Annotated in this window: 21 protein-coding genes; 11 read left to right on the top strand and 10 right to left on the bottom strand. The window is 67.7% G+C overall.

All coding sequences use genetic code 11. From position 1 onward, the window contains the following. Positions 1-362: 362 nt before the first annotated feature. Together PVZ77_RS15635 and PVZ77_RS15640 are read left to right on the top strand one after the other, a co-directional pair. Positions 363-806, top strand: a complete 444-nt coding sequence (locus PVZ77_RS15635) for an NfeD family protein (protein ID WP_273808130.1) — start codon at positions 363-365, stop codon at positions 804-806. Positions 807-833: 27 nt separating this feature from the next. Then, positions 834-1,688: an SPFH domain-containing protein gene (locus PVZ77_RS15640; RefSeq protein WP_273808129.1), complete on the top strand. Its 855-nt coding sequence runs from the start codon at positions 834-836 to the stop codon at positions 1,686-1,688. Between the two features lie 25 nt (positions 1,689-1,713). Here PVZ77_RS15640 and PVZ77_RS15645 read toward each other — a convergent pair whose 3' ends face one another. Continuing rightward, a complete protein-coding gene (locus PVZ77_RS15645) occupies positions 1,714-1,935 on the bottom strand; it encodes a VF530 family DNA-binding protein (RefSeq protein ID WP_027598793.1) in 222 nt (73 codons plus the stop codon). 207 nt (positions 1,936-2,142) lie between these two features. Here PVZ77_RS15645 and PVZ77_RS15650 point away from each other — a divergent pair, with 207 nt between their 5' ends. The 7 genes from PVZ77_RS15650 to pcaC all read left to right on the top strand — a co-directional run bounded on the left by PVZ77_RS15650 (position 2,143) and on the right by pcaC (position 9,086). After that, entirely contained in the window at positions 2,143-2,991 is an 849-nt protein-coding gene (locus tag PVZ77_RS15650) for a CoA transferase subunit A (protein ID WP_273808128.1), read from the top strand. A 3-nt stretch (positions 2,992-2,994) separates the two neighbouring features. Then, on the top strand, positions 2,995-3,780 hold the full coding sequence (locus tag PVZ77_RS15655) for a CoA-transferase subunit beta (protein WP_273808126.1): 786 nt from the start codon (positions 2,995-2,997) through the stop codon (positions 3,778-3,780). After that, positions 3,777-4,991, top strand: a complete 1,215-nt coding sequence (pcaF, locus tag PVZ77_RS15660; protein ID WP_273808125.1) for a 3-oxoadipyl-CoA thiolase — start codon at positions 3,777-3,779, stop codon at positions 4,989-4,991. The genes PVZ77_RS15655 and pcaF overlap by 4 nt, the downstream gene beginning before the upstream one ends. 215 nt (positions 4,992-5,206) lie before the next feature. Beyond that, positions 5,207-6,499 (top strand): MFS family transporter, encoded by a 1,293-nt coding sequence (locus PVZ77_RS15665; RefSeq protein ID WP_158891708.1) that lies wholly within the window; start codon positions 5,207-5,209, stop codon positions 6,497-6,499. A gap of 16 nt (positions 6,500-6,515) precedes the next feature. After that, positions 6,516-7,874: a 3-carboxy-cis,cis-muconate cycloisomerase gene (locus PVZ77_RS15670; protein WP_273808124.1), complete on the top strand. Its 1,359-nt coding sequence runs from the start codon at positions 6,516-6,518 to the stop codon at positions 7,872-7,874. A gap of 16 nt (positions 7,875-7,890) precedes the next feature. Beyond that, entirely contained in the window at positions 7,891-8,679 is a 789-nt protein-coding gene (gene pcaD, locus PVZ77_RS15675; RefSeq protein ID WP_273808122.1) for a 3-oxoadipate enol-lactonase, read from the top strand. A gap of 11 nt (positions 8,680-8,690) precedes the next feature. Beyond that, on the top strand, positions 8,691-9,086 hold the full coding sequence (gene pcaC / locus PVZ77_RS15680; protein ID WP_017642968.1) for a 4-carboxymuconolactone decarboxylase: 396 nt from the start codon (positions 8,691-8,693) through the stop codon (positions 9,084-9,086). A 966-nt stretch (positions 9,087-10,052) separates the two neighbouring features. Here pcaC and PVZ77_RS15685 read toward each other — a convergent pair. The 9 genes from PVZ77_RS15685 to PVZ77_RS15725 form a co-directional block, all read right to left on the bottom strand. Then, positions 10,053-11,459 carry an ATP-binding protein gene (locus tag PVZ77_RS15685; protein WP_273808119.1) on the bottom strand — a complete coding sequence of 469 codons (1,407 nt, stop codon included), beginning with the start codon at positions 11,457-11,459 and terminating at the stop codon, positions 10,053-10,055. Positions 11,460-11,578: 119 nt separating this feature from the next. Beyond that, positions 11,579-12,103, bottom strand: a complete 525-nt coding sequence (locus PVZ77_RS15690) for a GNAT family N-acetyltransferase (RefSeq protein WP_273808118.1) — start codon at positions 12,101-12,103, stop codon at positions 11,579-11,581. A 163-nt stretch (positions 12,104-12,266) separates the two neighbouring features. Then, a complete protein-coding gene (gene pqqE / locus PVZ77_RS15695; protein WP_273808246.1) occupies positions 12,267-13,418 on the bottom strand; it encodes a pyrroloquinoline quinone biosynthesis protein PqqE in 1,152 nt (383 codons plus the stop codon). A 22-nt stretch (positions 13,419-13,440) separates the two neighbouring features. Continuing rightward, positions 13,441-13,716 carry a pyrroloquinoline quinone biosynthesis peptide chaperone PqqD gene (gene pqqD / locus PVZ77_RS15700; RefSeq protein WP_273808116.1) on the bottom strand — a complete coding sequence of 92 codons (276 nt, stop codon included), beginning with the start codon at positions 13,714-13,716 and terminating at the stop codon, positions 13,441-13,443. Beyond that, positions 13,713-14,462: a pyrroloquinoline-quinone synthase PqqC gene (gene pqqC, locus PVZ77_RS15705; protein ID WP_273808115.1), complete on the bottom strand. Its 750-nt coding sequence runs from the start codon at positions 14,460-14,462 to the stop codon at positions 13,713-13,715. The genes pqqD and pqqC overlap by 4 nt, the downstream gene beginning before the upstream one ends. Before the next feature lie 5 nt (positions 14,463-14,467). Further along, on the bottom strand, positions 14,468-15,379 hold the full coding sequence (gene pqqB / locus PVZ77_RS15710) for a pyrroloquinoline quinone biosynthesis protein PqqB (protein ID WP_273808114.1): 912 nt from the start codon (positions 15,377-15,379) through the stop codon (positions 14,468-14,470). A gap of 55 nt (positions 15,380-15,434) precedes the next feature. After that, positions 15,435-15,506 carry a pyrroloquinoline quinone precursor peptide PqqA gene (gene pqqA / locus PVZ77_RS15715; protein ID WP_003243383.1) on the bottom strand — a complete coding sequence of 24 codons (72 nt, stop codon included), beginning with the start codon at positions 15,504-15,506 and terminating at the stop codon, positions 15,435-15,437. Between the two features lie 184 nt (positions 15,507-15,690). Next, a complete protein-coding gene (gene pqqF, locus PVZ77_RS15720; RefSeq protein WP_273808113.1) occupies positions 15,691-18,075 on the bottom strand; it encodes a pyrroloquinoline quinone biosynthesis protein PqqF in 2,385 nt (794 codons plus the stop codon). Between the two features lie 379 nt (positions 18,076-18,454). Continuing rightward, the gene (locus tag PVZ77_RS15725) at positions 18,455-20,887 is read right to left on the bottom strand and encodes a glucose/quinate/shikimate family membrane-bound PQQ-dependent dehydrogenase (RefSeq protein ID WP_273808111.1); all 2,433 of its coding nucleotides are present in this window, start codon (positions 20,885-20,887) and stop codon (positions 18,455-18,457) included. A 333-nt stretch (positions 20,888-21,220) separates the two neighbouring features. Here PVZ77_RS15725 and PVZ77_RS15730 point away from each other — a divergent pair, with 333 nt between their 5' ends. Both PVZ77_RS15730 and PVZ77_RS15735 read left to right on the top strand, forming a co-directional pair. Beyond that, positions 21,221-22,162, top strand: a complete 942-nt coding sequence (locus tag PVZ77_RS15730; protein ID WP_443218025.1) for an AEC family transporter — start codon at positions 21,221-21,223, stop codon at positions 22,160-22,162. A 183-nt stretch (positions 22,163-22,345) separates the two neighbouring features. Further along, a partial coding sequence (locus PVZ77_RS15735; protein ID WP_273808109.1) for a methyl-accepting chemotaxis protein occupies positions 22,346-23,918 on the top strand: 1,573 nt, incomplete at its 3' end.

Consider the following 23,918-nt stretch of genomic DNA (forward strand, 5'->3'; position numbering starts at 1 on the left):
CCCGCCCTGTTGGGCTTCGACGATAAGGCCGTCTCAACCCAACCTACGGAATCCGCCCGTAGGTTGGCGCCGAGCGCAGCGAAGCCCAACGGTCCCCAGGTTCAACCCCAGTTCGTTGGGCTTCGACGGTGGAGCCGTCTCAACCCAACCTACGGAACCCGTCCGTAGGTTGGGTTGAGCGCAGCGAAGCCCAACAGTCCCCAGGTTCAACCCCGGTTCGTAGGGCTTCGACGGTGGCGCCGTCTCAGCCCCACCTGCGCGACAGGGCGCCACTTCATCGGCCGCTCGGTACCACTCGGAGGCCCTGGTGGCGGATGAGCGCAGCAGCAGCCATGCTGTGGCGTTACCTGGAAGGAGCGGCAATGGACGTGCAATGGTGGTACTGGCTAGTGCTGGGCGTCGGCCTGATGCTGAGCGAATTGGTGGTGCCGGCCTTTTTCCTGATCTGGTTCGGCCTGGGCGCCCTGTTGGTCGGCGTGCTGCTGCTGGCACTGCCGGCCCTGGCGCTGGCCGTGCAACTGCTGGTCTGGAGTCTGGCCTCGCTGGTGGCGGTATTTCTCTGGTTTCGCTATGGCAAGGACCGGGGCAAGCCCGGTGAGGACTGGAGCGCCGACGTCCATCTGGGCGAGATCGGCCTGCTGGTCGCGGCGGTCGGCCCCTTCGCCCGCGGCCGCGTGCGCTTCCAGAAACCCATCCTCGGCAGCGATGAATGGCCCTGCCTGGCCGATGCCGAGATCGCGGCCGGCGAGCGGGTTCGGCTGCTCGCCTTCGAAGGCAACCTGGTCAAGGTCGCCCGTCAATCCTGACGTCTTCCACCTGTAGAGACATACGCCATGAGTGTCAGCCTTATCGTCGCCCTGCTGTTGCTGGTCTTCATCGTCGTCACCGTCGCCAAGGGCGTGCGGCTGGTGCCCCAGGGGCAGGAGTGGATCGTCGAGCGCCTCGGCAAGTACCGCACCACCCTCAAGCCCGGGCTGAATTTCCTCATCCCCTACATGGATCAGGTCGGCTACCGTCTCAGCACCAAGGACCTGATCCTTGATGTGCAGCAACAGGAGGTCATCACCCGCGACAACGCGGTGATCCTGGCCAATGCCCTGTGCTTCGCCAAGATCGTCGATCCGGCCAAGGCGGCCTATGGCGTCGAGGACTACGCCCAGGCCATCACCAGCCTGGCGATGACCTCGTTGCGGGCCATCATCGGCGAGATGGAGCTGGACCAGGCGCTGTCCTCGCGGGACGAGATCAAGGCGCGGTTGCGAATCAGCATGGCCGAGCAGACCGTGGACTGGGGCATCACCGTCAAGGCGGTGGAGGTGCAGGAACTCAAGCCGACGCCCTCGATGCAGGCGGCGATGGAAATGCAGGCGGCGGCCGAGCGGGAGCGCAAGGCGGTGGTGACCCGCGCCGAGGGCGCCAAGCAGGCCGCCATCCTGGAGGCCGATGCCCGGCTCGAAGCGGCCAAGCGCGACAGCGTGGCCCAGGTGACCCTGGCGCAGGCCTCCGCCGCCGCCTTGAGCAAGATCTCCGAAGCCGTGGGCAGCGACCCGACTCCGGTGCTCTATCTGCTGGGCGAGCGTTATATCAATGCCATGGAAAAGCTGGCCACCAGCGACAACGCGAAGACGGTGGTCTTGCCGGCCGATATCCAGCAGACGCTGCGTGGCCTGCTGGGGACCAAATCCTAAATCCGTTAGTTGTGCGGGGCCTGCCTTAGCCCTGCTTCGGCAACCGCCGATAGAGCTGCTCGACCTTTTCCCGTGCCCAGGGCGTGCGGCGCAGGAAGGTCAGGCTGGATTTGATACTGGGCTCATGGGTGAAGCAGCGCAGCGGGATGCGGCGACCGAGTTCCTCCCAGCCGTGATGCTCCACCAGGCGGGTGAGCAGGGCTTCGAGGGTGATGCCTTCGAGGGAGGCGCGGGGCTTGTCGGACATCGGCTGGGCTCTGGATGAGGGGAGGGCAGTGTAGCCGCTGCCACAGCGCGTTGCGCGTCGAGATGGTCGACGGTCCACGGAACGATGCTGTTCGATAATCGAACTGTTAGTCGATTATCGGATTGTTTGCGTGGATGGGGCTTTGTAGTCTGACTCCAGACCGCCGCACCGGGCGGCGCCGACAACAAAGACGCGAGTCGACAATCCATGGCCCAGATCCTGTCCCTGAGCGAAGCCATCCAGCGCTTCGTCCACGATGGCGAGACCGTCGCCCTCGAAGGTTTCACCCATCTCATTCCGACCGCCGCCGCCCACGAGCTGATCCGCCAGAATCGGCGCGACCTGACCCTGGTGCGCATGACCCCCGACCTGGTCTATGACCTGCTGATCGGTGCCGGCTGCGCCAAGCGGCTGATCTTCTCCTGGGGCGGCAACCCCGGGGTCGGCTCCCTGCACCGCTTGCGCGATGCGGTGGAAAAGGGCTGGCCGCACAAGCTGGAGATCTCCGAGCACAGCCACGCGGCCCTGGCCAACGCCTATGTCGCCGGCGCCTCCAACCTGCCGTTCGCCGTCCTGCGCGGCTACCAGGGCTCGGATTTGGCCAAGGTCAATCCGGACATCAAGTTCATCGCCTGCCCCTTCACCGGGGAGCGGCTCGCCGCGGTGCCCAGCGTGCGCCCGGACGTCACCGTCATCCATGCGCAGAAGGCCGATCGCCAGGGCAACGTGCTGATCCAGGGTATCCTCGGCGTGCAGAAGGAGGCGGCGCTGGCCGCCCAGCGCTGCATCGTCACCGTGGAAGAGCTCGTCGACGACCTCCAGGCGCCGATGAACGCCTGCGTGCTGCCGACCTGGGCGCTCAGCGCCGTCTGCGTGGTGCCGGGCGGGGCGCATCCGTCCTATGCCCACGGCTACTACGAGCGGGACAACCGCTTCTACCAGGCCTGGGACCCGATCGCTCGCGACCGCGACACCTTTACCCAGTGGATCGACACCTACATCCGCGGTACCGCGGACTTCGCCGCCTTCCAGGCGAAGCTGGCTGCGGAGGCCTGAATCATGAGCGACTTCACCACCAATGAAATGATGACCGTGGCCGCCGCGCGCCGCCTCGGCAATGGCAGCGTCTGCTTCGTCGGCATCGGCCTGCCGTCCACCGCGGCGAATCTCGCGCGCCTGACCCATGCGCCGGACGTGGTGCTGATCTACGAATCCGGTCCCATCGGTGCCAAGCCCTCGGTGCTGCCGCTGTCCATCGGCGACGGCGAACTGGCCGAGACCGCCGACACCGTGGTGCCCACCGGCGAGATCTTCCGCTACTGGCTGCAGGGTGGGCGCATCGACGTCGGCTTTCTGGGCGCGGCCCAGGTCGATCGCTTCGGCAACATCAACACCACGGTGATCGGCGACTACCACCAGCCCAAGGTGCGCCTGCCGGGTGCCGGCGGCGCGCCGGAGATCGCCGGCTCGGCCAAGGAGGTGCTGATCATCCTCAAGCAGTCGCACCGCAGCTTCGTCGACAAGCTGGCCTTCATCACCTCGGTGGGCTTCGGCGAGGGTGGCGATCACCGCCAGCAGTTGGGTCTGCCGGGCAAGGGTCCGACCGCCATCATCACCGACCTCTGCATCATGGAGCCGGAAGCCGGCACCCACGAATTCGTGGTGACCGCCCTGCATCCCGGCGTGACCCGCGAGCAGGTGGTGGCCGCCACCGGCTGGGCCATCCGTTTCGCCGACCAGGTCGCCACCAGCGCGGCGCCGACGGCGACCGAACTCGTGGCCCTGCGTGACCTGCAGGCCCGGACCAATGCCGCCCACGGCGGCCAGAAAGGAGCTGAGGAATGAGTCGCCCCGTCTATATCTGCGACGCCATTCGGACCCCCATCGGCCGGCTCAACGGCGGTCTCTCGGCGGTACGCGCCGATGACCTGGCGGCCATTCCGCTCAAGGCGCTGCAGGAGCGCAATCCCCAGGTGGACTGGACGGCGGTGGACGAGGTGTTCATGGGCTGCGCCAACCAGGCCGGTGAGGACAACCGCAACGTGGCGCGCATGGCGGTCTTGCTGTCAGGACTACCGGAAACGGTGCCGGGCGTGACCCTCAATCGCCTCTGCGCCTCGGGCATGGAGGCGGTGGGCCAGGCCTATCGCGCCATCGCCCTGGGCGAGATGGAGCTGGTGATCGCCGCCGGGGTGGAATCCATGACCCGCGCGCCCTATGTGATGGGCAAGGCCGACAGCGCCTTCGGTCGCGGCCAGAAGCTGGAAGACACCACCCTGGGCTGGCGCTTCATCAACCCGGCGATGAAGGAGACCTATGGCGTCGACAGCATGCCGGTCACCGGTGACAACGTCGCCGCCGACTATGGCGTCAGCCGCGCCGACCAGGACGCCTTCGGCCTGCGCAGCCAGCAGCGTGCCGCGGCGGCCCAGGAATCCGGCTACTACGCCGAGGAAATCGTCCCGGTGACCCTCTCGGGCAAGAAGGGCGACGTGGTGGTGGCACAGGACGAGCATCCGCGTCCGGATACCACCGCCGAAGGCCTGGCCAAGCTCAGGCCGGTCAACGGCCCGGACCGGACCGTGACCGCGGGCAACGCCTCGGGTCTCAACGACGGTGCCTCGGCGATCATCCTGGCCTCGGCGGAAGCGGTGCAGAAGCACGGCCTCACGCCCCGCGCCCGGGTACTGGGCATGGCCAGCGGCGGGGTGGCGCCGCGCATCATGGGCGTCGGTCCGACCCCGGCAGTGCGCAAGCTGCTCAAGCAACTGGACCTGTCCATCGAGGCCTTCGACGTCATCGAACTCAACGAAGCCTTCGCCGCCCAGGGCATCGCCGTGCTGCGCGAGCTGGGCGTGGCCGACGACAGCCCCAAGGTCAATCCCAACGGCGGCGCCATCGCCCTGGGTCATCCCCTGGGCATGAGTGGCAACCGCCTGGTGCTCACCGCGGTGCACCACCTGGAAAAGACCGGCGGCCGCCTGGGGCTCGCCACCATGTGCGTGGGCGTCGGCCAGGGGTTGGCACTGGCGGTGGAGCGGGTGGACGGGATCTGAGGCAAATCGCGGCCATGGGCCGCTCCTACAGGTACGGCACCTGTAGGAGCGGCCCATGGCCGCGATTCTCGGGGCCGATCGTAGAGCCCGTGCTGAGCAAATCACCAAATCTCGTTCACCCCATGCCCATCATCCCCTGTAACCGCGTGTGTCTCTCCGGGTCCGATGGCGGTAGGCTGTCCTCCGTCCATCCATACCTATAATTAAGGATCTCCATGAGCACTCACCCGCATTACAGCTTCGAGGAGCGCAAGAAGCGCATCTTCGCCATCGTCGGCGCCTCGTCCGGCAACCTGGTGGAATGGTTCGACTTCTACGTCTACGCCTTCTGCTCCATCTACTTCGCCGCCGCCTTCTTCCCGAAGAGCGATCCCACCGTGCAGCTGCTGAGCACCGCCGGCGTCTTCGCCGCGGGCTTCCTGATGCGGCCCCTCGGCGGCTGGATCTTCGGGCGCGTCGCCGACAAGTACGGCCGGCGCACCTCCATGGTCATCTCCATCCTGATGATGGGCGCCGGCTCCCTGGCCATCGCCTGCCTGCCCACCTATGCCAGCATCGGCGTCGCGGCGCCGGCCCTGCTGCTGCTCGCGCGCCTGCTGCAGGGCATCTCGGTGGGCGGTGAATACGGCACCACCGCCACCTACATGAGCGAGGTGGCGCTGCGGGGCCAGCGCGGCTTCTTCGCCTCCTTCCAGTACGTCACCCTGATCGGCGGCCAGTTGCTGGCGGTGCTGGTGGTGGTGATCCTGCAGCAGGTCCTGAGCGATGCCGACCTGCGTGCCTGGGGCTGGCGGATTCCCTTCCTGGTCGGCGCCGCCGCGGCCGTGGTCTCGCTGTTCCTGCGTCGTTCGCTGGAAGAGACCACCACCGCCGAGACCCGCGCCAACAAGGAGGCCGGTACCCTCAGCGGCCTGTTCAAGCACCACAAGGCGGCCTTCTTCACCGTGCTCGGCTACACCGCCGGCGGCTCGCTGATCTTCTATACCTTCACCACCTACATGCAGAAGTACCTGGTCAACACCAGCGGCATGGACGCCAAGACCGCCAGCGCCGTGATGACCTGTGCCCTGCTGGTGTTCATGCTCATGCAACCGCTGTTCGGCATGCTCTCCGACCGCATCGGTCGGCGCGCCTCCATGCTGCTGTTCGGCGGCCTGGGCACGGTCTGCACCTGGCCGATCCTCACGGCGCTGGCCAGCGTCCAGAGTCCCTTCGTGGCCTTCCTGCTGATCTGCCTGGCGATGGCCATCATCAGCCTCTACACCTCCATCAGCGGCCTGGTGAAGGCGGAGATGTTCCCGCCGGAAGTACGGGCCCTGGGCGTGGGCCTGTCCTATGCGGTGGCCAATGCCATCTTTGGCGGCTCGGCGGAATTCGTCGCCCTGAGCTTCAAGACCCAGGGGCATGAAGAGGTCTTCTACATCTATGTCTCGGTGATGCTGGCGGTGGCCTTCCTGGTCAGCCTCCGGCTGCCGCGGCAGGCCACCTACCTGCATCACGACCACTGAGCCCCGAGGAATCCCCATGTCCAACCTGCTGTTCGACGCCTATTTCACCCAGGCCGCCATGCGCGCGGTGTTCTGTGACCGGGGGCGACTGCAGGGCATGCTGGACTTCGAAGCCGCCCTGGCGCGCGCCGAGGCGGCGGTGGGGGTGATCCCCCAGGCGGCGGTGGCGCCCATCGCCGCCGCCTGCCGCGCCGAACGGTATGACCCGGCCGAGCTGGCCCGGGCCGTGGTCAGCGCCGGCAATTCCGCCATTCCGCTGGTCAAGGCCCTGGGCCGACAGATCGCCACCCGGGATCCGGAGGCCGAGCGCCACGTGCACCGCGGCGCCACCAGCCAGGACGCCATGGACAGCGGCCTGGTGCTGCAGATCCGCCAGGCGCTGGACCTGCTGGACGCCGATCTGGCGCAATTGGCCGGGGCCCTGGCCGCCCAGGCCGAGCGCCATGCCGGTACCGTGCTGGCCGGCCGTACCTGGCTGCAGCACGCGACGCCGGTGACCCTGGGTATGAAGCTGGCCGGCGTGCTGGGCGCCATCACCCGGCACCGCCAGCGCCTGGCCGAGCTGCGGCCACGGGTGCTGGTGCTGCAATTCGGCGGTGCCTCGGGCAGCCTGGCCGCCCTGGGCGATCAGGCCCTGCCAGTCGCCGAGGCCCTGGCCCGGGAGCTGGAGCTGAGCCTGCCGGAGCAACCCTGGCACACCCAGCGCGATCGCCTGGTCGAGGTCGGCGCCTGGCTCGGCCTGGTGGCCGGCAGCCTGGGCAAGCTGGGCCGCGACCTCTCGCTGCTGATGCAGACCGAAGCCGCCGAGGTCTTCGAGCCCTCGGCGCCGGGCAAGGGTGGCTCCTCCACCATGCCGCACAAGCGCAATCCGGTGGGCGCGGCGGTGCTGATCGCCGCCGCCACCTGCGCGCCGGGTCTGGTCAGCACCCTGTTTTCCGCCATGCCCCAGGAGCACGAACGCAGCCTGGGCCTCTGGCACGCCGAGTGGGAAACCCTGCCGGAGCTGTTCTGCCTGGTCTCCGGCGCCCTGCAGCAGGCCCAGGCCATCGTCGCCGGCCTTGAGGTCGATGCCGCGCGGATGCAGGCCAACCTGGAACTGACCCATGGCCTGGTGCTGGCCGAGGCGGTCAGCATCGCCCTGGCCGGACGGCTAGGGCGCGAGGCCGCCCACCACCTGGTGGAGCAGAGCTGCAAGCGCGCCGTCCAGGAGGGGCGTCACCTGCGGCAGGTGCTGGGCGATACGCCGGAAGTGACCGCCGAACTCTCCAGCGCCGAACTGGATCGTCTGCTGGACCCTGCCCATTACCAAGGGCAGGCCCGCGCCTGGGTAACCCGCGCCCTGGCCGAACACCGCACCCTGCTTGCCCATCCCTAGACCAGAGGACTGCCTGATGCCCAGCGTACGTCTCGCCGATGGCGACCTGAACTACCGACTGGAGGGCCCCGAGGGCGCTCCCGTGCTGATCCTGTCCAACTCCCTGGGCACCCATCTCGCCATGTGGGACGACCAGGCCGCCGCCTTCAGCGAGCGCTTTCGCCTGCTGCGCTACGACACCCGCGGCCATGGCGCCTCCCTGGTGACGCCCGGCCCCTATCGCATGGACGGGAACGGCCGTGACGTCCTGGCCCTGGCCGATGCCCTGGGCATCGACCAGTTCGCCTTCTGCGGCCTGTCCATGGGCGGCTCCATCGGCCAGTGGCTGGGCATCAACGCCCCCGAGCGGATCACCCGTCTGGTGCTGTGCAACACCGCCGCCAAGATCGGCACCCCCGAGGTGTGGAACGCGCGCATCCAGACCGTGGAAGCCGGCGGCGAGCAGGCCATGCGCGACCTGCGCGACGCCTCCATCGGTCGCTGGTTCACCCCCGATTTCGCCAGCGCCGAGCCGGACCGCGTCGACCGCATCGTGGCCATGCTCGCCGGTACCTCGCCCCAGGGCTATGCCGCCAACTGCGCGGCGGTGCGCGACGCCGATTTCCGCGAGGTGCTGGACGCCATCCGTGCGCCGACGCTGATCGTCGCCGGCAGCCACGACGCCGTGACCACCCCGGCCGACGGTCGCTTCCTGCAGGAGCGCATCCCGGGCGCCGAGTACGTCGAGTTTCCCGCCGCCCACCTGTCCAACGTGCAGATGGGCGCTTCCTTTACCCAGCGCGTGCTGGCCTTTCTGAGCGCCTGAAGGAGTCGATCTTGGACGAAAGAGAACGTTATGAAGCCGGCATGCAGGTCCGCCGCGCGGTGCTGGGCGACGCCCACGTCGATCGCAGCCTGGAAAAGCTGACCCCCTTCAACGAAGAATTCCAGGAGATGATCACCCGCCACGCCTGGGGCGACATCTGGACCCGCCCGGGCCTGCCGCGGCACACCCGCAGCCTGATCACCATCGCCATGCTGATCGGCATGAACCGCGAAGGCGAACTGCGCCTGCACCTGCGCGCCGCGCGCAGCAACGGGGTGACGCGGGAAGAGATCAAGGAGCTGATCATGCAGAGCGCCATCTACTGCGGCATCCCGGCAGCCAATGCCACCTTCCACCTGGCGGAGGCGGTGTGGGATGAGTTGGGGGTGGAGTCGCTGGAGGGGTGAGTTTCCCCCTCTGTCGCCCCCTTGAGTGGCGCCCGCTGGAGTGATCTGGTGGGCGTCGTTGTTTGGGGCGGGCGTAGGTTGGGTTGAGCGTTAGCGAAGCCCAACGGATTGCGGCTGGGGTTATAGGTGCCCTAGCCGTTTATCGTGGTCTGCTTGCGGCTCTTGTTTCGCCCACCCGGGCGACTCACTTTTTTCAGTCGCGAAAAAAGTAAGCAAAAACGCTGTCCCCACGTTTCGGCCCTCCGCTTCGCTCCGGGTCCCCTCGTTCCTGTGCCGCTCCGGGGGCACGGCACGAAGGGGCCTCCTGCCCCTCGCGCCTTGCTCGGCGTCCTGCCTCGCATCCCCCTCCGCAACACCTACACTCGGCCTCACTGACGGGGACGGGACGCCAGCCTGAAATTTTGGGAGCGCTTGCAGGGAAGCCAGCGCGATTCGTAGCGTGGAAAACCGCACAGCGTTTTCCACAGGTGGGCACCGAAACCATCAGTGGACAAGGCTTCGCCGTTGTCCACGCTACGGCTTGCAGCCGCTTACGGTTCTTCAACCGAAACTTTCAGGCTGGTGAATCGTCCCGTTCAGGAGGGCGAACGCCAGTGTCGTGGAGTGGGTCGAGCCGCAGGGATGCGGCGAGAGGTCTGGACCGACCCCGGAACGGCGCTGGCGTGAGCGAAACGTAGCGAAGCGGAGTAACAGCCGCAGGCTGGCCCAAAGGGTGAGCGCAGCGAATCACCCGGAGCGCAGCGAAGGGCCGGATGGTCGGGGCAAGCGTTTTTGCTTACTTTTTTCGCGTTTGAAAAAAGTGAGTCGCCCGGCTGGGCGAAACAAAAATCATGAAGGCACTCGATAACCAGCTGAGGCACCAATAGGCCAGAACTCAGCGCCAACCTACGCCGTGCCTCTGGTGTTGGGCTTCGCTTCGCTCAACCCAACCTACAAAAGCGAGCCCCAGCCCAAGCCCGGAGCTGGTTACTTAGCCACTACCCGCGTAATCCGATCCCCCTCGGCATCATCCTGGCCCTTGGCCTTGTTGACCGCGTAGACCACGCCCTTGGCGTCCACCACCGCATGGTTGGGATAGGTGCCCAGCTCCAGGTTGGCCTTGATGGTGCCGTCAGGGTCGACCACGGTCAGGGTGCCGGCGCCGCGGTTGGTGACGTAGGCCAGTCGCTTGATCGGGTCGAAGGCCACGTTCAGCGCCCCGGCGCCGGTGGTGACGTTGTGCAGGGTCTGGCCGGTCTTGGCGTCGACGATCAGCAGGTTGTCGCTGCCCTGGGCGGTGATGAACAGGCTATCGGTCCGGGGATCGTGGGCCACGCCCATGGGGGTCTTGGCGCCCTGGATCGGGAAGACCTTCTCGACGGTCTCGGTCTTGGCGTCGATCACCGCGGCTTCGTTGGTCTTCAGGCTGACGGCATAGAGCTTGTGCACCGCCGGGTCCAGGTGCATGCCGACCACGGCGAACTGCTCGCCGCGCACGCCCGACTCGATGGTGATGTGCTTGCGCACGGCCGGGGTCTTGGCATCGAAGCTGACGATGTCCGGGGTCATGGCCGCCGAGGCGAAGGCACGGTCGAGTTTCTCGTCGACCACCACGGTGTGGGCATGGGGCACGAGGCCGGGTTCGAATTGCCTGACCAGGCCCAGGTCGCTCTGGCGATAGACCGCCACGGTGTTCTGCCGGGTGTTGGTGGTCCAGACGGTGCCGTTGCGATCGTCCACGCCCACGCCGTAGACGGCGTAGACACCGGCGTCCGCGCCGGGAGCGGCGGCCGGGGTGATCTGGCGTTCGATGGCCAGGTCCTTGGGGTCGAGCTTGAGCAGTTGCGAGACCTTGACCGGCGGGCGGCCCACGGCCGAGGTGACGAAGAGGGCGCCGGTCTTGGCGCTGCTGTCCACCTGGTAGAGGCCGGGGACCAGTTTGACCGCGGTGAGGCTATAGGCATCGGCGCCGGACAGCGGCACCACCGGCGAGACCTTGAGCGGAAAGACCGCGGCGCCCGGGGGCTTGGCGGTGCTGATGACGATGGGGTGCTGGCCGGGGGCGGCGTCTTCGGGGATGCGCAGGGTCGCCTTGAAGTTGCCCTGGGCGTCGGCCACGTAGGCGGCGTCGGGGTTGAGCGCCACGCCGCCGCGGGACAGGGTGATCTGCTGACCGGGGGTGAAGCCGCGGCCGTCCAGCGCGACCTCGCTGCCGGCCAGGATGGCGGTGCCGGTGACGGGGCTGGCCTTGATCTCGCCGTGGTAGTCCGGATCGGGGGCTTCGAAGCTGGAACGCGCCTGGGCGGCTTGCCCACCCAGCGCCAGCAGGGCGGCCAACAAGGTAACGGAAAAGACGCGCCGGCCCTTGGCCGAAGACGCTGGAGCGATGTTCATCAGGGATTCCTTGTAGCGGCGATCAAGATACCCGCGCCAGAGCGCCGGGCAGCGGAGGCCCTCCTGGGCTAGACCATGTTAAGGCGAAAGCGAAATACTTGCATTTAGATTTGCAAGTTTTAGGCGTGCTCGGCTTCCGGGGTATCGAGGGTGCGCTGCATCAGGCAGGCGCCGGCGCCATAGCCGGCCAGCTTGGCCTTGAGCGCGGCGTCGGCGGGAACCGGATGGTAGTGATGGCGCTGCCAGTAGCCGATGGCACCGGACAGGGACACCAGCCGACCCTGGCGCAGGCGGGCACGCCGGGCCTGGCCCTTGGCATGGCGATAGAGCCGCCCGGCCACGCCCTGGCCCTGGACCTCGGGATGCACCGCGCAATCGTGCAGGAACCAGGTGGAAGCCTCGCTCGGCAGCTGCTCCAGGCGAGCCCCCAGCACCGGTGGCAGGCCGTCGTCCCAGGGATAGGCGATCAGATAGCCGCGCAGGCGATCCTCGGCATCGGTCGCCGCCCAGCAGTGTTCCGGGGCGAGTTCCAGGCGATTGACGTAGAAGGCGCGGTCTTCGAGCAGGTCGGCGGGGTAGGTGGCCGCCTGGATATCGAGAACGGCAGGGATATCGGCAGGGCGCAGCGGGCGTATCGAGGGCATGACGACGAGGCGAAAAGGTCCGGCCGGGCAGTATGGTCACTGCCCGGCCGGGAGGCAAATGCCTCGGAGCCGTGGGTGGTGAGTCCCGTTGGCCAGCCTGCGCCTTGGCGCGAGGGACCGGATTCCGCCGGCGACCTCGGCATGTCTGGCGCCGCCCATGACTTCAAGCCTTGGCGATCAGCCGCGAATTGCGCTCGTTGCGGAACTGCAGGTCCTCGATCCGCTGGGTCGCGGTCTCGGCTTCCTGGCGGGCGGCGAGGATGAGGTCGTGGTGCGGCGACTTGGCGCAGACCGGGTCGGCGTTGCGCGCATCGCCGGTGAGCATGAAGGCCTGGCAGCGGCAGCCACCGTAGTCCTTTTCCTTCTCGTCGCAGGAGCGGCAGGGCTCGGGCATCCAGTCGTAGCCGCGATAGACGTTGAAGCCGAAGGAGTCGTACCAGATGTGCCGCAGATCCTGCTCCTTCACGTTGGGGAAGGCGATGGGCATCTGCCGGGCGCCGTGGCAGGGCAGGGCGGTGCCGTCCGGCGTGATGGTCAGGAACAGCTTGCCCCAGCCATCCATGCAGGCCTTGGGACGCTCTTCGTAGTAGTCCGGGGTGACGAAGATCAGCTTGCAGGGATGGTTCTCGGCCTTGAGGCGCGCGCGATATTCGTTGGTGATGCCTTCGGCGCGCTCCAGCTGGGCCCTGGTCGGCAGGAGACCGGCGCGATTGCGCTCCGCCCAGCCGTAGAACTGGCAGGTGGCGAGTTCGACGAAGTCGGCTTCCAGCGCCAGGCAGAGGTCGATGATCTGGTCGATGCGATCGATGTTGTGCCTGTGGGTGACGAAGTTGAGCACCATCGGGTAGCCCTGGGCCTTGACCGCCTTGGCCATGGCCAGCTTCTGGGCGAAGGCCTTCTTCGAGCCGGCCAGCAGGTTGTTCACCTGTTCGTCGCTGGCCTGGAAGCTGATCTGGATATGGTCCAGGCCGGCTTCCTTGAATTCGGCGATGCGCGCCTCGGTGAGGCCGATGCCGGAGGTGATGAGGTTGGTGTAGTAGCCCAGTCGGCGCGCCTCGCGGATCAGCTCGGCGAGGTCCTGGCGTACCAGGGGCTCGCCCCCGGAGAAGCCGATCTGGGCCGCGCCCATCTCCCGTGCCTCGGCCATCACCTTGAACCACTGTTCGGTGGTCAGCTCGCGCCCCTGGGCGGCGAAGTCCAGCGGATTGGAGCAGTAGGGGCACTGCAGCGGACAGCGATAGGTGACCTCGGCCAGCAGCCACAGTGGCAGGCCGACATTCGGTTTGGCCACTACCGGCGGTTGCGGCAACTGCATGGGCGTGCCCGGCAGGCTGGTGTCAGCCGAGCAGGAGCCAGTGCTCTGCACGGGCGACCTCCATGAATTGTTCCACGTCGGCGCCCAGCTCGGGCACGCCGGGGAAGCGTTCGTCGAGGGCTTGGATGATGGCGGCCACGTCACGCTGGCCGTCGATCAGCCCGCCGATGGCGGCGGCGCTGTCGTTGAGCTTGATCATGCCCTCGGGATAGAGCAGCACATGGGCGTCCTGCGCCGGCTCGAACTGGAAGCGGTAGCCGGGGCGCCAGCGCGGCACCTGGGTGCGGTCGAAGCTCATAGGTCGATTCCTCGGTGCCAGCGGCGCTCGGCGGTGACGCTGTGGTAGGGCGGGCGGTGCAGTTCGTAGGCCATGCTCATGGCGTCGAGCATGCTCCAGAGGATGTCCAGCTTGAACTGCAGGATCTCCAGCATGCGCTGCTGGGACTCCCAGGTGGTGTAGTGCTGCAGGGTGATCTGCAGACCGTGTTCGACGTCGCGGCGGGCCTGGCCCAGGCGGGTGCGGAAGTACTCGTAGCCGGCCGGATCGATCCAGGGGTAGTGGGTCGGCCAGGCGTCCAGCCGCGACTGGTGGATCTGCGGCGCGAACAGCTCGGTCAGGGAGCTGCTGGCGGCCTCCTGCCAGGAGGCGCGGCGGGCGAAGTTGACGTAGGCGTCCACCGCGAAGCGCACCCCGGGCAGCACCAGTTCCTGGGAGAGCACCTGCTCGCGATCCAGGCCGGTGGCCTCGGCCAGGCGCAGCCAGGCCTCGATGCCGCCTCCGCTGCCGGGCTCGCCGTCGTGGTCGAGGATGCGCTGCACCCACTCCCGACGGATCTCGCGATCCGGGCAGTTGGCCAGGATGGCGGCGTCCTTGAGCGGGATGTTGACTTGGTAGTAGAAGCGATTGGCCACCCAGCCCTGGATCTGCTCGCGGCTGGCGCGACCCTGGTACATGGCCACGTGATAGGGATGGTGGATATGGTAGAGGTCGCCCTTGGCGCGCAGGGCAGCTTCGAATTCGGCGGGAGTGAGGGCGTTGGGCATGGCGTTCACAACTCGATGGACATCCCGTCCCAGGCGACTTCCACGCGCTGGCGCTCGACGATGGCGCGCTCGGGGGAGTCTTCGTCCAGGATCGGATTGGTGTTGTTGATGTGGATCAGCACCTTGCGCTGACGCGCGAAGCCGGCCAGCACCTCCAGCATGCCGCCGGGACCGCTCTGCGGCAGATGACCCATCTCAGTGCCGGTCCGGGTGCCCACACCGCGACGCTGCATCTCGTCGTCGGTCCAGAGGGTGCCGTCCACCAGCAGGCAGTCGGCCTGGCCCATCAGCTCCAGCAGGGCGGCGTCCGGCTGGCCCAGCCCCGGCGCATAGAACAGCTTGCCGCCGGTGCGCCGGTCATGAACCAGCAGACCCAGGTTGTCGCCGGGGTGCGGATCGTGGCGATGGGGCGAGTAGGGCGGCGCGGCGCTGCGCAGCGGGAAGGGCGTGAATTCCAGATTCGGGCAGGCCGGAATGGTGAAGCTGCCGCTCAGGGCGATGGGCTGCCAGCTGAGCCCGCCGTTCCAGTGTTCGAGCATGTTGAACAGCGGAAAGCCGGTGGTGAGGTCCTGGTGGACCATCTCGGTGCACCAGACCTGGTGGGGGCAGCCTTCCCGCAGGCTGAGCAGGCCGGTGGTGTGGTCGATCTGGCTGTCCAGCAGGACGATGGCGCGGATGCCGGTGTCACGCAGGGCCCGCGCCGGCTGCAGCGGGGCGAAGCCGGCCAGCTGGGCACGGATGTCGGGCGAGGCGTTGCACAGGATCCAGTTCACCCCGTCATCGGACAGGGCGATGGAGGACTGGGTACGGGCCTGGGCCCTGAGGGTGCCCTTGCGGAAGCCGTCGCAATTGACGCAATTGCAGTTCCACTGGGGAAAGCCACCGCCGGCGGCGGAGCCGAGAATCTGGATATGCATGGGAAAGGCTAAACCTGGAAAAAGTACGCCCCGGCGAACCGGGGCGTGGGGCGCATCAACGGTTGGCGAAGTACATGGTGACTTCGAAGCCGATGCGCAGGTCAGTGTAAGCAGGCTTGGTCCACATGGGAGGTCTCCTCTTTTGACTGCGAAAGCCGGATGGATCCGGTCGTTAAGTCTAACAAATGTTACCTAGCTAAGGGTTTTTGCCGCGACGAATCGCTGGCGGTCCGGCGGACATAACTGTCTTACCGATCCTGCAACAGATTGACCGCCGGCAGCGGCCGACGCTCCCGGGAAAGTGTTGAAAGCTATGACATCCAGCCGGATGGCGCGCTGGCATTGGCCAGGGCGAAGCGCGGCGCGTCGCTGGCGGTGAGTTGCTGCCAGGCCTGCTGCAGGGCTCCAGCGTCCAGGGCGGCCAGGGCTGCCTGCAGGGGCGCGAGATCCAGCGCCCCGCTGCGCTGGAAGCCCCACCAGAGCCGCTCGGCCAGGGCCGCGCGCTGAGGGGTGGCGGGGCTGAAGTCGCGCACCAGCTGACGGATGTCTTCTGCCAGCGTCGTGGCCTCGGCCTGTATGGCGGCCAGGCTGTCAGCCAGGCAACCCTCGATTTCCGCCAGGATCTCCGCCGCCCGGGCATGGGGTGACTGGACACCGATTAAAAGGCCAGCCTGATCGCCCAGCTGGCGATAGGCGGAAAACACCGCGTAGCCCAGTTGCCGCTCGCTGCGCAGACGCTGGAACAGCGGCCCTTGCAGACGCGCCGCCAGCAGCCGCCAGGCGGCTTCGGTGGTGGGGCGCGCATCGGGTTGCGGACAGAACAGCAGCAGCGCCTGCTGGGCGTCGGCGCTGGGTTCGGGGTGCCAGTGGCGACCGGTGAAGCCATGCGGTTCGCCCAGCGGCCCTGCCTGGGGCCGAGGCGGCGGCGTGAGGGCGGCCAGGGACGCCTGTGCAGCCGTGGGCAGGCCACAGGCCAGGGCATGCCAGCGAGGACCCGCTTCATTCCCTGTCGGCGGTGTGGCCCTGGTCAGTCGCTCGGGCAGGACCTTGAGCAACTGGCGGATCAGCATGGGCTCGATCGAGGTTTCTGGCAGCGCCCGGGGCAGCTCCAGCGCGTGCGTCAGGCGGCCGAGCGCCTGTTCCAGCACCGCCGGCAGCGCCGCGGCCCAGCCTTGCAGCCGCAACTCCCAGGGCGCCCCCGGCGGACTCCAGCGCAGGGTGACGCCCGCCTCGGCGGCCAGCCGGGGGAGCGCGCCCAGCACCTGGACGTCGGGCGCGACCGCCTCCGGCCATCGCCAGCGCAGGAACAGCAGGCCTTCGCGCTGCTGAGGGGCGAGGGCCTGGCTGATCGGCCAGGGCTGCATCGCCGGGGCGCTGGGAATGATGGGATCCGTGAGCAGCGGATTGGGCGGTGGCAGGGTAAAGCTGGCGATGACGGGCGATGCCCGGTTCGGTGCAGCGGCCAGGCCGCCGGCGAAACCGCTGAGACGTTCCGGGACCAGTTGCGCGAGCAGCCGCGGCCAGGCGGCCTGGGCGGCAGGCGAGAGAGCCGGTTGTGGCCAGGCGTCTCCTGGCCGATCCAGCCAGAGGCGTTCACCCAGGCGTCTTGCCAGCGCCAGGGCGGGCAGGGTGGTCCACTGGCGCCGGACCCGTTCGGCGTGGTCCTGCTGCAACGCGGCGAGAGGTGACTGGCGCAGGCTGTCCAGCCAGGCGAACAGGATGTCGGTCAGGCGACGGGGACTGGCCTGGGAACCGGGCGAGAAATCCAGCCGGAGCAGGCCCTGGCGCGCCTGGCGATAGGGCCAGGCGAGGCTGAGCCGTTCGGCCTGGCCCGCCTGGCGCAGGCTGGCGGGCAGGCCGCCGGGATGGTCGCCGAGCAGCAGGGTTTCCAGCAGCTCGGCCGCCTCCCAGCTGCCGGGCGGCAGGTCGTCGAGAGCGAATTGCAGGGCCAGCATGGGCGGCGTGGCGGTAATGGTCTGCCAGCGTTCGCCGGTGGCCGGGAGTGACGGGGGCGCTGCATGTGCGGACGCAGGACCGGATGCCAGGACGGCACCCTGTTCGCGGGCCAGCTCTGCCAATTCGGCCAGCGATTGTGGCCCGGCCAGCACCAACAGGGCGTTGTCGGCGCGGTAGTACTGGCGCTGGAAGTCGCGCAGGGCCGCCTGGAAGATCGGACTGTGCAGCGGCAGGCTGTATCGGTTGCCGGCATGGAAGCCGGCGGCCGGATGGTCCGCAGGCAGGCCGGCGGCCAGGGCCAGGTCGCGGCGGGTATCGGCGCTGCGTGCCCAGGCGATGAATTCCGCGTGCAGCACCTCGCGCTCACGACGCTGGGCGTCCGCTGCCAGCAGGGGCGCGGCGAGCATTTCCAGCAGGCGGGCGAGGCCGGCGGCGAGGTGCTCGGGCGCCAGGGCAAAAAAGAAGTCGGTGGTGGTCTCGCGGGTGCTGGCGTTGAGTTCGCCGCCCAGGCGCTGCACCAGCGGCATCAGGCCGTCCGCCGCTGGATAGCGGCGGCTGCCGAGAAAGAACAGGTGTTCGAGAAAGTGCGCCAGCCCCGGAAAGGCCCGCGGCGCCTGGTGACTGCCGGCGCCGATGCGGACCAGGGCGGCCGCCTGGGGCAGCTCGGCATCGTGCAGCAGGGCGACGGCCAGGCCGTTGGCCAGGCGCAGTCGGCGGTGTTGGGGCGGGGAGGTGGGCATGGGGGATAGCTTAACCGAGTCCGAGGGACGGTGATGAAGCGGGGTGTGCCCTCACCCCGGCCCTCTCCCCTGGGGTGAGGGGGAGGAGCAGGTAGGGTGCCCGGGTTGGCCCCCACCTTGGCCTTCTGCCAGGGGAGAGGGAGCGTTCGAGGCACGGTCTTGACACTGTAGCGTGGAAAACGGCGCAGCCTTTTCCGCTGGGCCTTGGGTGCCAGGTGGCTCTTTTCATAGAAGCAAAAAGCCCGGGCGAAAAAAATCCCGGCTGGGCCGGGATTTCGGGTTGGGGCGAGGTGGGTTCCAACAGGATGTCAAAATGCTCGAAGCATCCTCGCCCCAAACCCTCTCCCTTAAGGAGAGGGGAGCTCGGGCGCGGGCGCCCTTACTTCTTCTCGGGCAGGGCGAAGGCCATCACATAGTCACCCTGCTTGGTGCCCAGCGAGCCATGGCCGCCGGCATAGACCAGCACGTACTGGCGGCCGTCCTTGCCGGTGTAGGTCATGGGGGTGGTCTGGCCACCGGCCGGCAGGCGGCCTTTCCACAGTTCCTTGCCGTTCTTCACGTCATAGGCACGCAGGTACTGGTCCAGGGTGCCGCTCAGGAAGGCCACGCCACCGGCGGTGGTGACGGTGCCGCCCAGGCTGGGCACGCCCATGGGCAGGGGCAGCGGAACCGGCGAGTTGTCGCGCACGGTGCCGTTCTTGTGCTTGTAGACCAGTTTGCCGGTGGTCAGGTCGAGACCTGCCACGTAGCCCCAGGCGGGTGCCTGGCAAGGCAGGCCCAGCGGCGACAGGAAGGCCGACAGGATCACGCCGTAGGGCGCGCCCTTGTTGGGCTGGATGCCCTCGGTCTCGCTCTTGCGCGCCGGCTGGTTGGCAATCTCTTCACGCGGCACCAGCTTGGAGGTGAAGGCCATGTAGCTGGGGTTGAGGAAGGCGATCTGGCGCACCGGATCGACCGAGAGGCCGCCCCAGTCGAACACGCCGAAGTTGCCCGGGTAGACGATCGACCCTTGCGTGGACGGCGGGGTGTAGATGCCCTCGTAGCGGTGCTCGCGGAAGGCGATGCGGCACAGCGCCTGGTCGAAGGGCGTACCGCCCCACATGTCGCTTTCCTTGAGGGTCGGCGCGGCCAGGTTGATCGAGGAGACCGGCTGGGTCGGCGAGGTGTGGTCGCCTTCCACCGCGCCCTGGGGCACCGGGGTTTCCTTGATCGGGTAGATGGGCTGACCGTTGGTGCGGTCCAGCACATAGATGCTGCCCTGCTTGGTCGAGGCCATCAGCGCGGGTTTCACGCCGCCTTCGGTCTTGATGTCCACCAGGGTCGGCTGACCGCCCACGTCCATGTCCCAGAGGTCATGGTGGGTGAACTGGTAGTTCCAGCGCACCTTGCCGGTGGCGATGTCGAGGGCGACCACGCCGGCGCTGTACTTCTCGGAGGCCGGGGTACGGTCACCGCCCCACTGGTCGGGCATCTGGTTGCCCATGGGCAGATAGACCATGCCGATCTTCTCGTCGACGGCCATCATCGACCACATGTTGGGCGAGTTGCGGGTGTAGATGCCATCGGCGGCGATGGGCGCGGTGGCGTCCGGATTGCCGCTGTCCCAGTTCCACACCAGCTTGCCGGTGTGCACGTCATAGGCGCGGATCACGCCGGACGGCTCGTCGGTGGAGACGTTGTCGGTGACGTGGCCACCGATGATCACCAGGTTGCGGGTCACCGCCGGCGGCGAGGTGGAGTAGTAGCCGCCGGGCGTGAAGCTGCCCATGTTGGCGGTCAGGTCGACCTGGCCGTTGTCGCCGAAGTCGCTGCACACCTTGCCGGTATCGGCGTTGATGGCGATCAGGCGGGTGTCGGCGGTGGGCAGGAACAGGCGGCGCGGGCAGCTGCTGGCGGCCGGGGTGCTCTGTTCATCGACCGGGACGGCACTGCCGGTGGCCGGGCTCTGGCCGGCGGTGGTGGTGCCGGCGTAGGTGGCGTCGTCATGGTAGGCCACGCCGCGGCAGGTCATGTGCGCCCAGCCCTTGAAGCTGTCGGCGTGCTGGGTGCTCAGCTTGGGATCGAAGCGCCAGATTTCCTTGCCGCTGTCGGGGTCCACGGCGATCACCTGGCTGTGCGGCGTGCAGACATAGAGCTTGCCGTTGACCTTGAGCGGGGTGTTTTCCGCGGTGGTTTCCTGGGGATCGTTCGGGCCGGGGATGTCGCCGGTACGGAAGGTCCAGGCCGGTTGCAGATCCTTCACGTTGTTGACGTCGATCTGCTTGAGCGGCGAGTAGCGATCACCGAAGGCGGTGCGGCCATAGGACGGCCAGTCGCCATCGGCGGCGGTCGGGGCGGCGCTTTCGACGCCTGCGGTATCGCGACCCAGGTCACCATCCAGACGGTTGTAGTTGACGAACTGGGCGATCAGGGCGACGACCGCGGCGATCACCAGGGAGCCGACCAGCGGCAGGCCGCCGCTCCGGCTGTCCAGCGGACGGCGGAACACCGGGATCAGCAGCACCAGGCCGAGGACGAACCAGAGCGCCAGGCGCGGCACCAGCTGCCACCAGTCGAACTGGACTTCCAGTACGGCCCAGGCGGTGGAGACCACCAGGAAGAAGGCATAGACCCAGACCCCGCTGGCCCGCCGGATGCACAGCAGGTAGCCACTCAGGGCGAGCAGCACGCCGCCGCCGAGGTAATACAGGGAGCCCCCGAGGGTGGCCAGTTTGATGCCCAGCCCCAGCAGGGCGAGGCCCAGGAGGATGAACAGGATGCCGAGTAACCTGGCAGGCAGGCCTCCCGGTCTCGCGTTGGAAGTGACAGTCATGGCAGCGCTCGCAATGCAATCGTGAAAAGAGACTTCGACTCGATCGACGACATCGCAAATCGGAACCGCATGCGGATCTGTCGTCTGCTACGTCTGAACCTGTTGTCTGTCTTATTGTTCCACCCCTTCGCCGGCTTCCCTGGCAGGAAGCTAGAGCGGTCGCGCTGAGGCGAAGCGGGGGATGGATCGGGGGCGTCGTCTGAATCGGGCGGGTAGATAGTAAGCTAAGCATTGACTGATGTCACTTCGCGATGACGGAAGGAGGGGACCCGCGGCGCGCCGTGCCTGCTACCATCGCGAGCCGTTCCCGCGATGCCTTCCGCCATGTCCGACGTGCTTGCCCTGGTCCAGGCGACCTTCGACGTCACCGCCCCGGTCTTCGCCCTGGTGCTGCTGGGCTGCGTGCTCAGGCGGCTGGGCTGGATCGACACCCCCTTCATCAACACCGCCTCGGCGCTGGTGTTTCGCGCCACCATGCCGACCCTGCTGTTTCTCGGCATCCTCAAGGCCGACCTCGGCGAGGCGTTGCAGCCGCTGCTGCTGGGCTATTTCGCCCTGGCCACGGTGGCGAGTTTCCTGGCCGCCTGGGGCTGGGCGATCTGGCGCTGTCCCCATGCCGATCGCGGCGTCTATGTGCAGGGCGCCTTTCGCGGCAACTGCGGCATCGTCGGCCTGGCCCTGGCGACGACCCAGTACGGCGACTATGGGCTGTCGGTGGGCGGGATCATGGCCGGCATGGTCATCCTCTTCTACAACGTGCTCTCGGCCATCGTGCTGGCGATCTACAGCCCGCACCTGGAGGCCAACTGGCGCACCCTCCTGCGCAGCATCCTCGGCAATCCGCTGATCATCGGCATCCTGCTGGCGATTCCCTTCGCCTATTTCCAGTGGCAGCTGCCGCGCTGGCTGGATACCTCGGCGCACTATTTCGCGGGTCTCACCCTGCCGCTGGCGCTGATGTGCATCGGCGCCACCCTGTCGCTGGCCTCGCTGCGCGAGAGCAGCGGCCTGGCGCTGGGCGCCAGCCTGTGGAAGATCGTCTGGATTCCGCTGCTGGGGGTGCTGGGCGCCCTGGCGCTGGGCATCCAGGGACCGGCGCTGGGCATCCTCTTTCTCTACCTGGGGTGCCCGACGGCGGCGTCGAGTTTCGTCATGGCCCGCGCCGCCGGCAGCAATGCCCAGCTGGCGGCGACCATCGTGGTGCTCAGTACCCTCGGCGGGATGCTGACCACCAACCTCGGCCTGCTGTTGCTGAAGGGATTCAGCCTGCTGTAGGGCGCGCCGGCCAGACATCGGCGTTGTGAGAACGTTTATCGGTTGGCGCCAGCTAAAAGTCAGGTTTGAGCGTAATAGTGCGACGTCGACCATCCCCGGTCGTCTTGCCCTCTCTATACTTATCGCAATATCTACCTGCGAGGAGAGCGGCTGCTCACTACCCAAGCCTTACGCGTGGTATCCATGAAACGCTCGCTCCAATTCAGCCACAAGATCCTGCTGGCGGCCGCCCTGGTGGTGACCATCGCCCTGGCCGGCTTCGCCAGCTTCAATGCCTATCTGCAGCGTCAGGCGATCACCCAGAGTCTCGAAGCCTCGCTGGGCGAGATCGGGCGCATCACCGCCGGCAACATCGCCTACTGGCTGGACGCGCGGGTCAAGCTGATCGACAGCCAGGCCCAGGCGCTCAGCCGCGACAGCAGCCCGGCCAACGTGGCGGGCCTGCTGGAAGAGAAGCTCTACACCAGCAACTTCGACTCCACCTACCTGGGTGAGGTCGACGGCACCTTCACCGACCGCCCCCATACCCCCATGGAGGCCGGCTACGACGCCCGCCAGCGCGACTGGTACAAGGCCGCGGTCGGCGCCGGCGGCCCCATCCTCACCGAGCCCTATCTCACCGCGCCGCCGCAGAGCTTCCTGTGCATCACCATCGCCGCGCCGGTCCTGCAGAACGGCAAGCTGATCGGCGTGGTGGCCGGCGACCTGGTGATGGACAGCCTGATGAAGATGATCACCTCGCTGGACGCCGGCGGTCTGGGCGAAGCCTTCCTGGTGGACGGCGACGGCAAGATCCTGGTCAGCAGCCACGCCGACCAGGTGCTGAAATCGCTCAAGGAGGTCTTCCCCGAGCAGACGCCGAGCCTGGCCCCCGGCTTCCATCACGTCCTGCAGAACGGCAGCGAGCGCCTGGTGAGCTTTACCCCGGTCGCGGGCCTGCCCTCGGTCAAGTGGTACCTGGCGCTGTCCATCGACCAGGCCAAGGCCTATGCCCCGGTGACCCAGGCGCGCAACCTGGCCATCGTCGCCACCCTGGTGGCGGTGGTCGCCATCATCCTGCTGCTGGGCTTGCTCATCCGCGTCCTGCTGCGCCCGCTGCACGAGCTGACCCGCGCCATGGACGACATCGCCGAAGGCGAGGGCGATCTGACCCGCCGCCTGCCGGTGCAGTCCCGCGATGAATTCGGCGCCCTGGCCGAGGCCTTCAACCACTTTGTGGCGCGCATCCACACCTCGATCCGTGACGTGGCCCAGAGCACCGGCGAACTCAACCACGGCACCCGCCGGGTGCTGGAGGCCTCGCAGTCGTCCATGCAGCAGTCCGATATCCAGGCCCAGCGCACCACCAGCGTGGCCGCGGCGATCAACGAACTGGGCGCCGCCGCCCAGGAGATCGCCCGCAATGCCGCCCATGCCTCCGGCGAGGCCAGCACGGCCCGCGCCCAGGGCGAGGAGGGCCGCGAGGTGCTCGACGAGGCCCTGCACGCCATGCAGGCGCTGTCGGCCAAGATCGGCACCAGTTGCGAACATATCGATGCGCTCAACGGCAAGGCCGCCAACATCGGCCAGATCCTCGAAGTCATCCGTGGCATCTCCGAGCAGACCAACCTCTTGGCGCTGAACGCCGCCATCGAGGCAGCCCGCGCCGGCGAAGCCGGGCGTGGTTTCGCCGTGGTGGCCGACGAGGTGCGCTCCCTGGCCAGCCGTACCCAGAGTTCGGCGCAGCAGATCCAGCAGATGATCGAAGAGCTGCAGA

The sequence above is a fragment of the Pseudomonas sp. SHLD1 genome (genome assembly GCF_028640935.1).
Classification (GTDB): Bacteria; Pseudomonadota; Gammaproteobacteria; order Pseudomonadales; family Pseudomonadaceae; genus Chryseomonas; species Chryseomonas aestiva.

Excerpts from the sequence above, each read along its gene's own strand:
- pqqD (WP_273808116.1), bottom strand. The coding sequence starts at position 13,716 with ATGAGCTTCGACCGCACCCAGGTGCCGCGCTGGCGCCCCGGCTACCGC.
- PVZ77_RS15725 (WP_273808111.1), bottom strand. The coding sequence starts at position 20,887 with ATGACTGTCACTTCCAACGCGAGACCGGGAGGCCTGCCTGCCAGGTTA.
- pqqC (WP_273808115.1), bottom strand. The coding sequence starts at position 14,462 with ATGCCCAACGCCCTCACTCCCGCCGAATTCGAAGCTGCCCTGCGCGCC.
- pqqB (WP_273808114.1), bottom strand. The coding sequence starts at position 15,379 with ATGCATATCCAGATTCTCGGCTCCGCCGCCGGCGGTGGCTTTCCCCAG.
- PVZ77_RS15665 (WP_158891708.1), top strand. The coding sequence starts at position 5,207 with ATGAGCACTCACCCGCATTACAGCTTCGAGGAGCGCAAGAAGCGCATC.
- PVZ77_RS15645 (WP_027598793.1), bottom strand. The coding sequence starts at position 1,935 with ATGTCCGACAAGCCCCGCGCCTCCCTCGAAGGCATCACCCTCGAAGCC.
- PVZ77_RS15690 (WP_273808118.1), bottom strand. The coding sequence starts at position 12,103 with ATGCCCTCGATACGCCCGCTGCGCCCTGCCGATATCCCTGCCGTTCTC.
- PVZ77_RS15640 (WP_273808129.1), top strand. The coding sequence starts at position 834 with ATGAGTGTCAGCCTTATCGTCGCCCTGCTGTTGCTGGTCTTCATCGTC.
- pqqF (WP_273808113.1), bottom strand. The coding sequence starts at position 18,075 with ATGCCCACCTCCCCGCCCCAACACCGCCGACTGCGCCTGGCCAACGGC.
- pcaF (WP_273808125.1), top strand. The coding sequence starts at position 3,777 with ATGAGTCGCCCCGTCTATATCTGCGACGCCATTCGGACCCCCATCGGC.
- PVZ77_RS15685 (WP_273808119.1), bottom strand. The coding sequence starts at position 11,459 with ATGAACATCGCTCCAGCGTCTTCGGCCAAGGGCCGGCGCGTCTTTTCC.
- pqqE (WP_273808246.1), bottom strand. The coding sequence starts at position 13,418 with ATGCAGTTGCCGCAACCGCCGGTAGTGGCCAAACCGAATGTCGGCCTG.
- PVZ77_RS15635 (WP_273808130.1), top strand. The coding sequence starts at position 363 with ATGGACGTGCAATGGTGGTACTGGCTAGTGCTGGGCGTCGGCCTGATG.
- PVZ77_RS15650 (WP_273808128.1), top strand. The coding sequence starts at position 2,143 with ATGGCCCAGATCCTGTCCCTGAGCGAAGCCATCCAGCGCTTCGTCCAC.
- PVZ77_RS15670 (WP_273808124.1), top strand. The coding sequence starts at position 6,516 with ATGTCCAACCTGCTGTTCGACGCCTATTTCACCCAGGCCGCCATGCGC.
- PVZ77_RS15655 (WP_273808126.1), top strand. The coding sequence starts at position 2,995 with ATGAGCGACTTCACCACCAATGAAATGATGACCGTGGCCGCCGCGCGC.
- pcaD (WP_273808122.1), top strand. The coding sequence starts at position 7,891 with ATGCCCAGCGTACGTCTCGCCGATGGCGACCTGAACTACCGACTGGAG.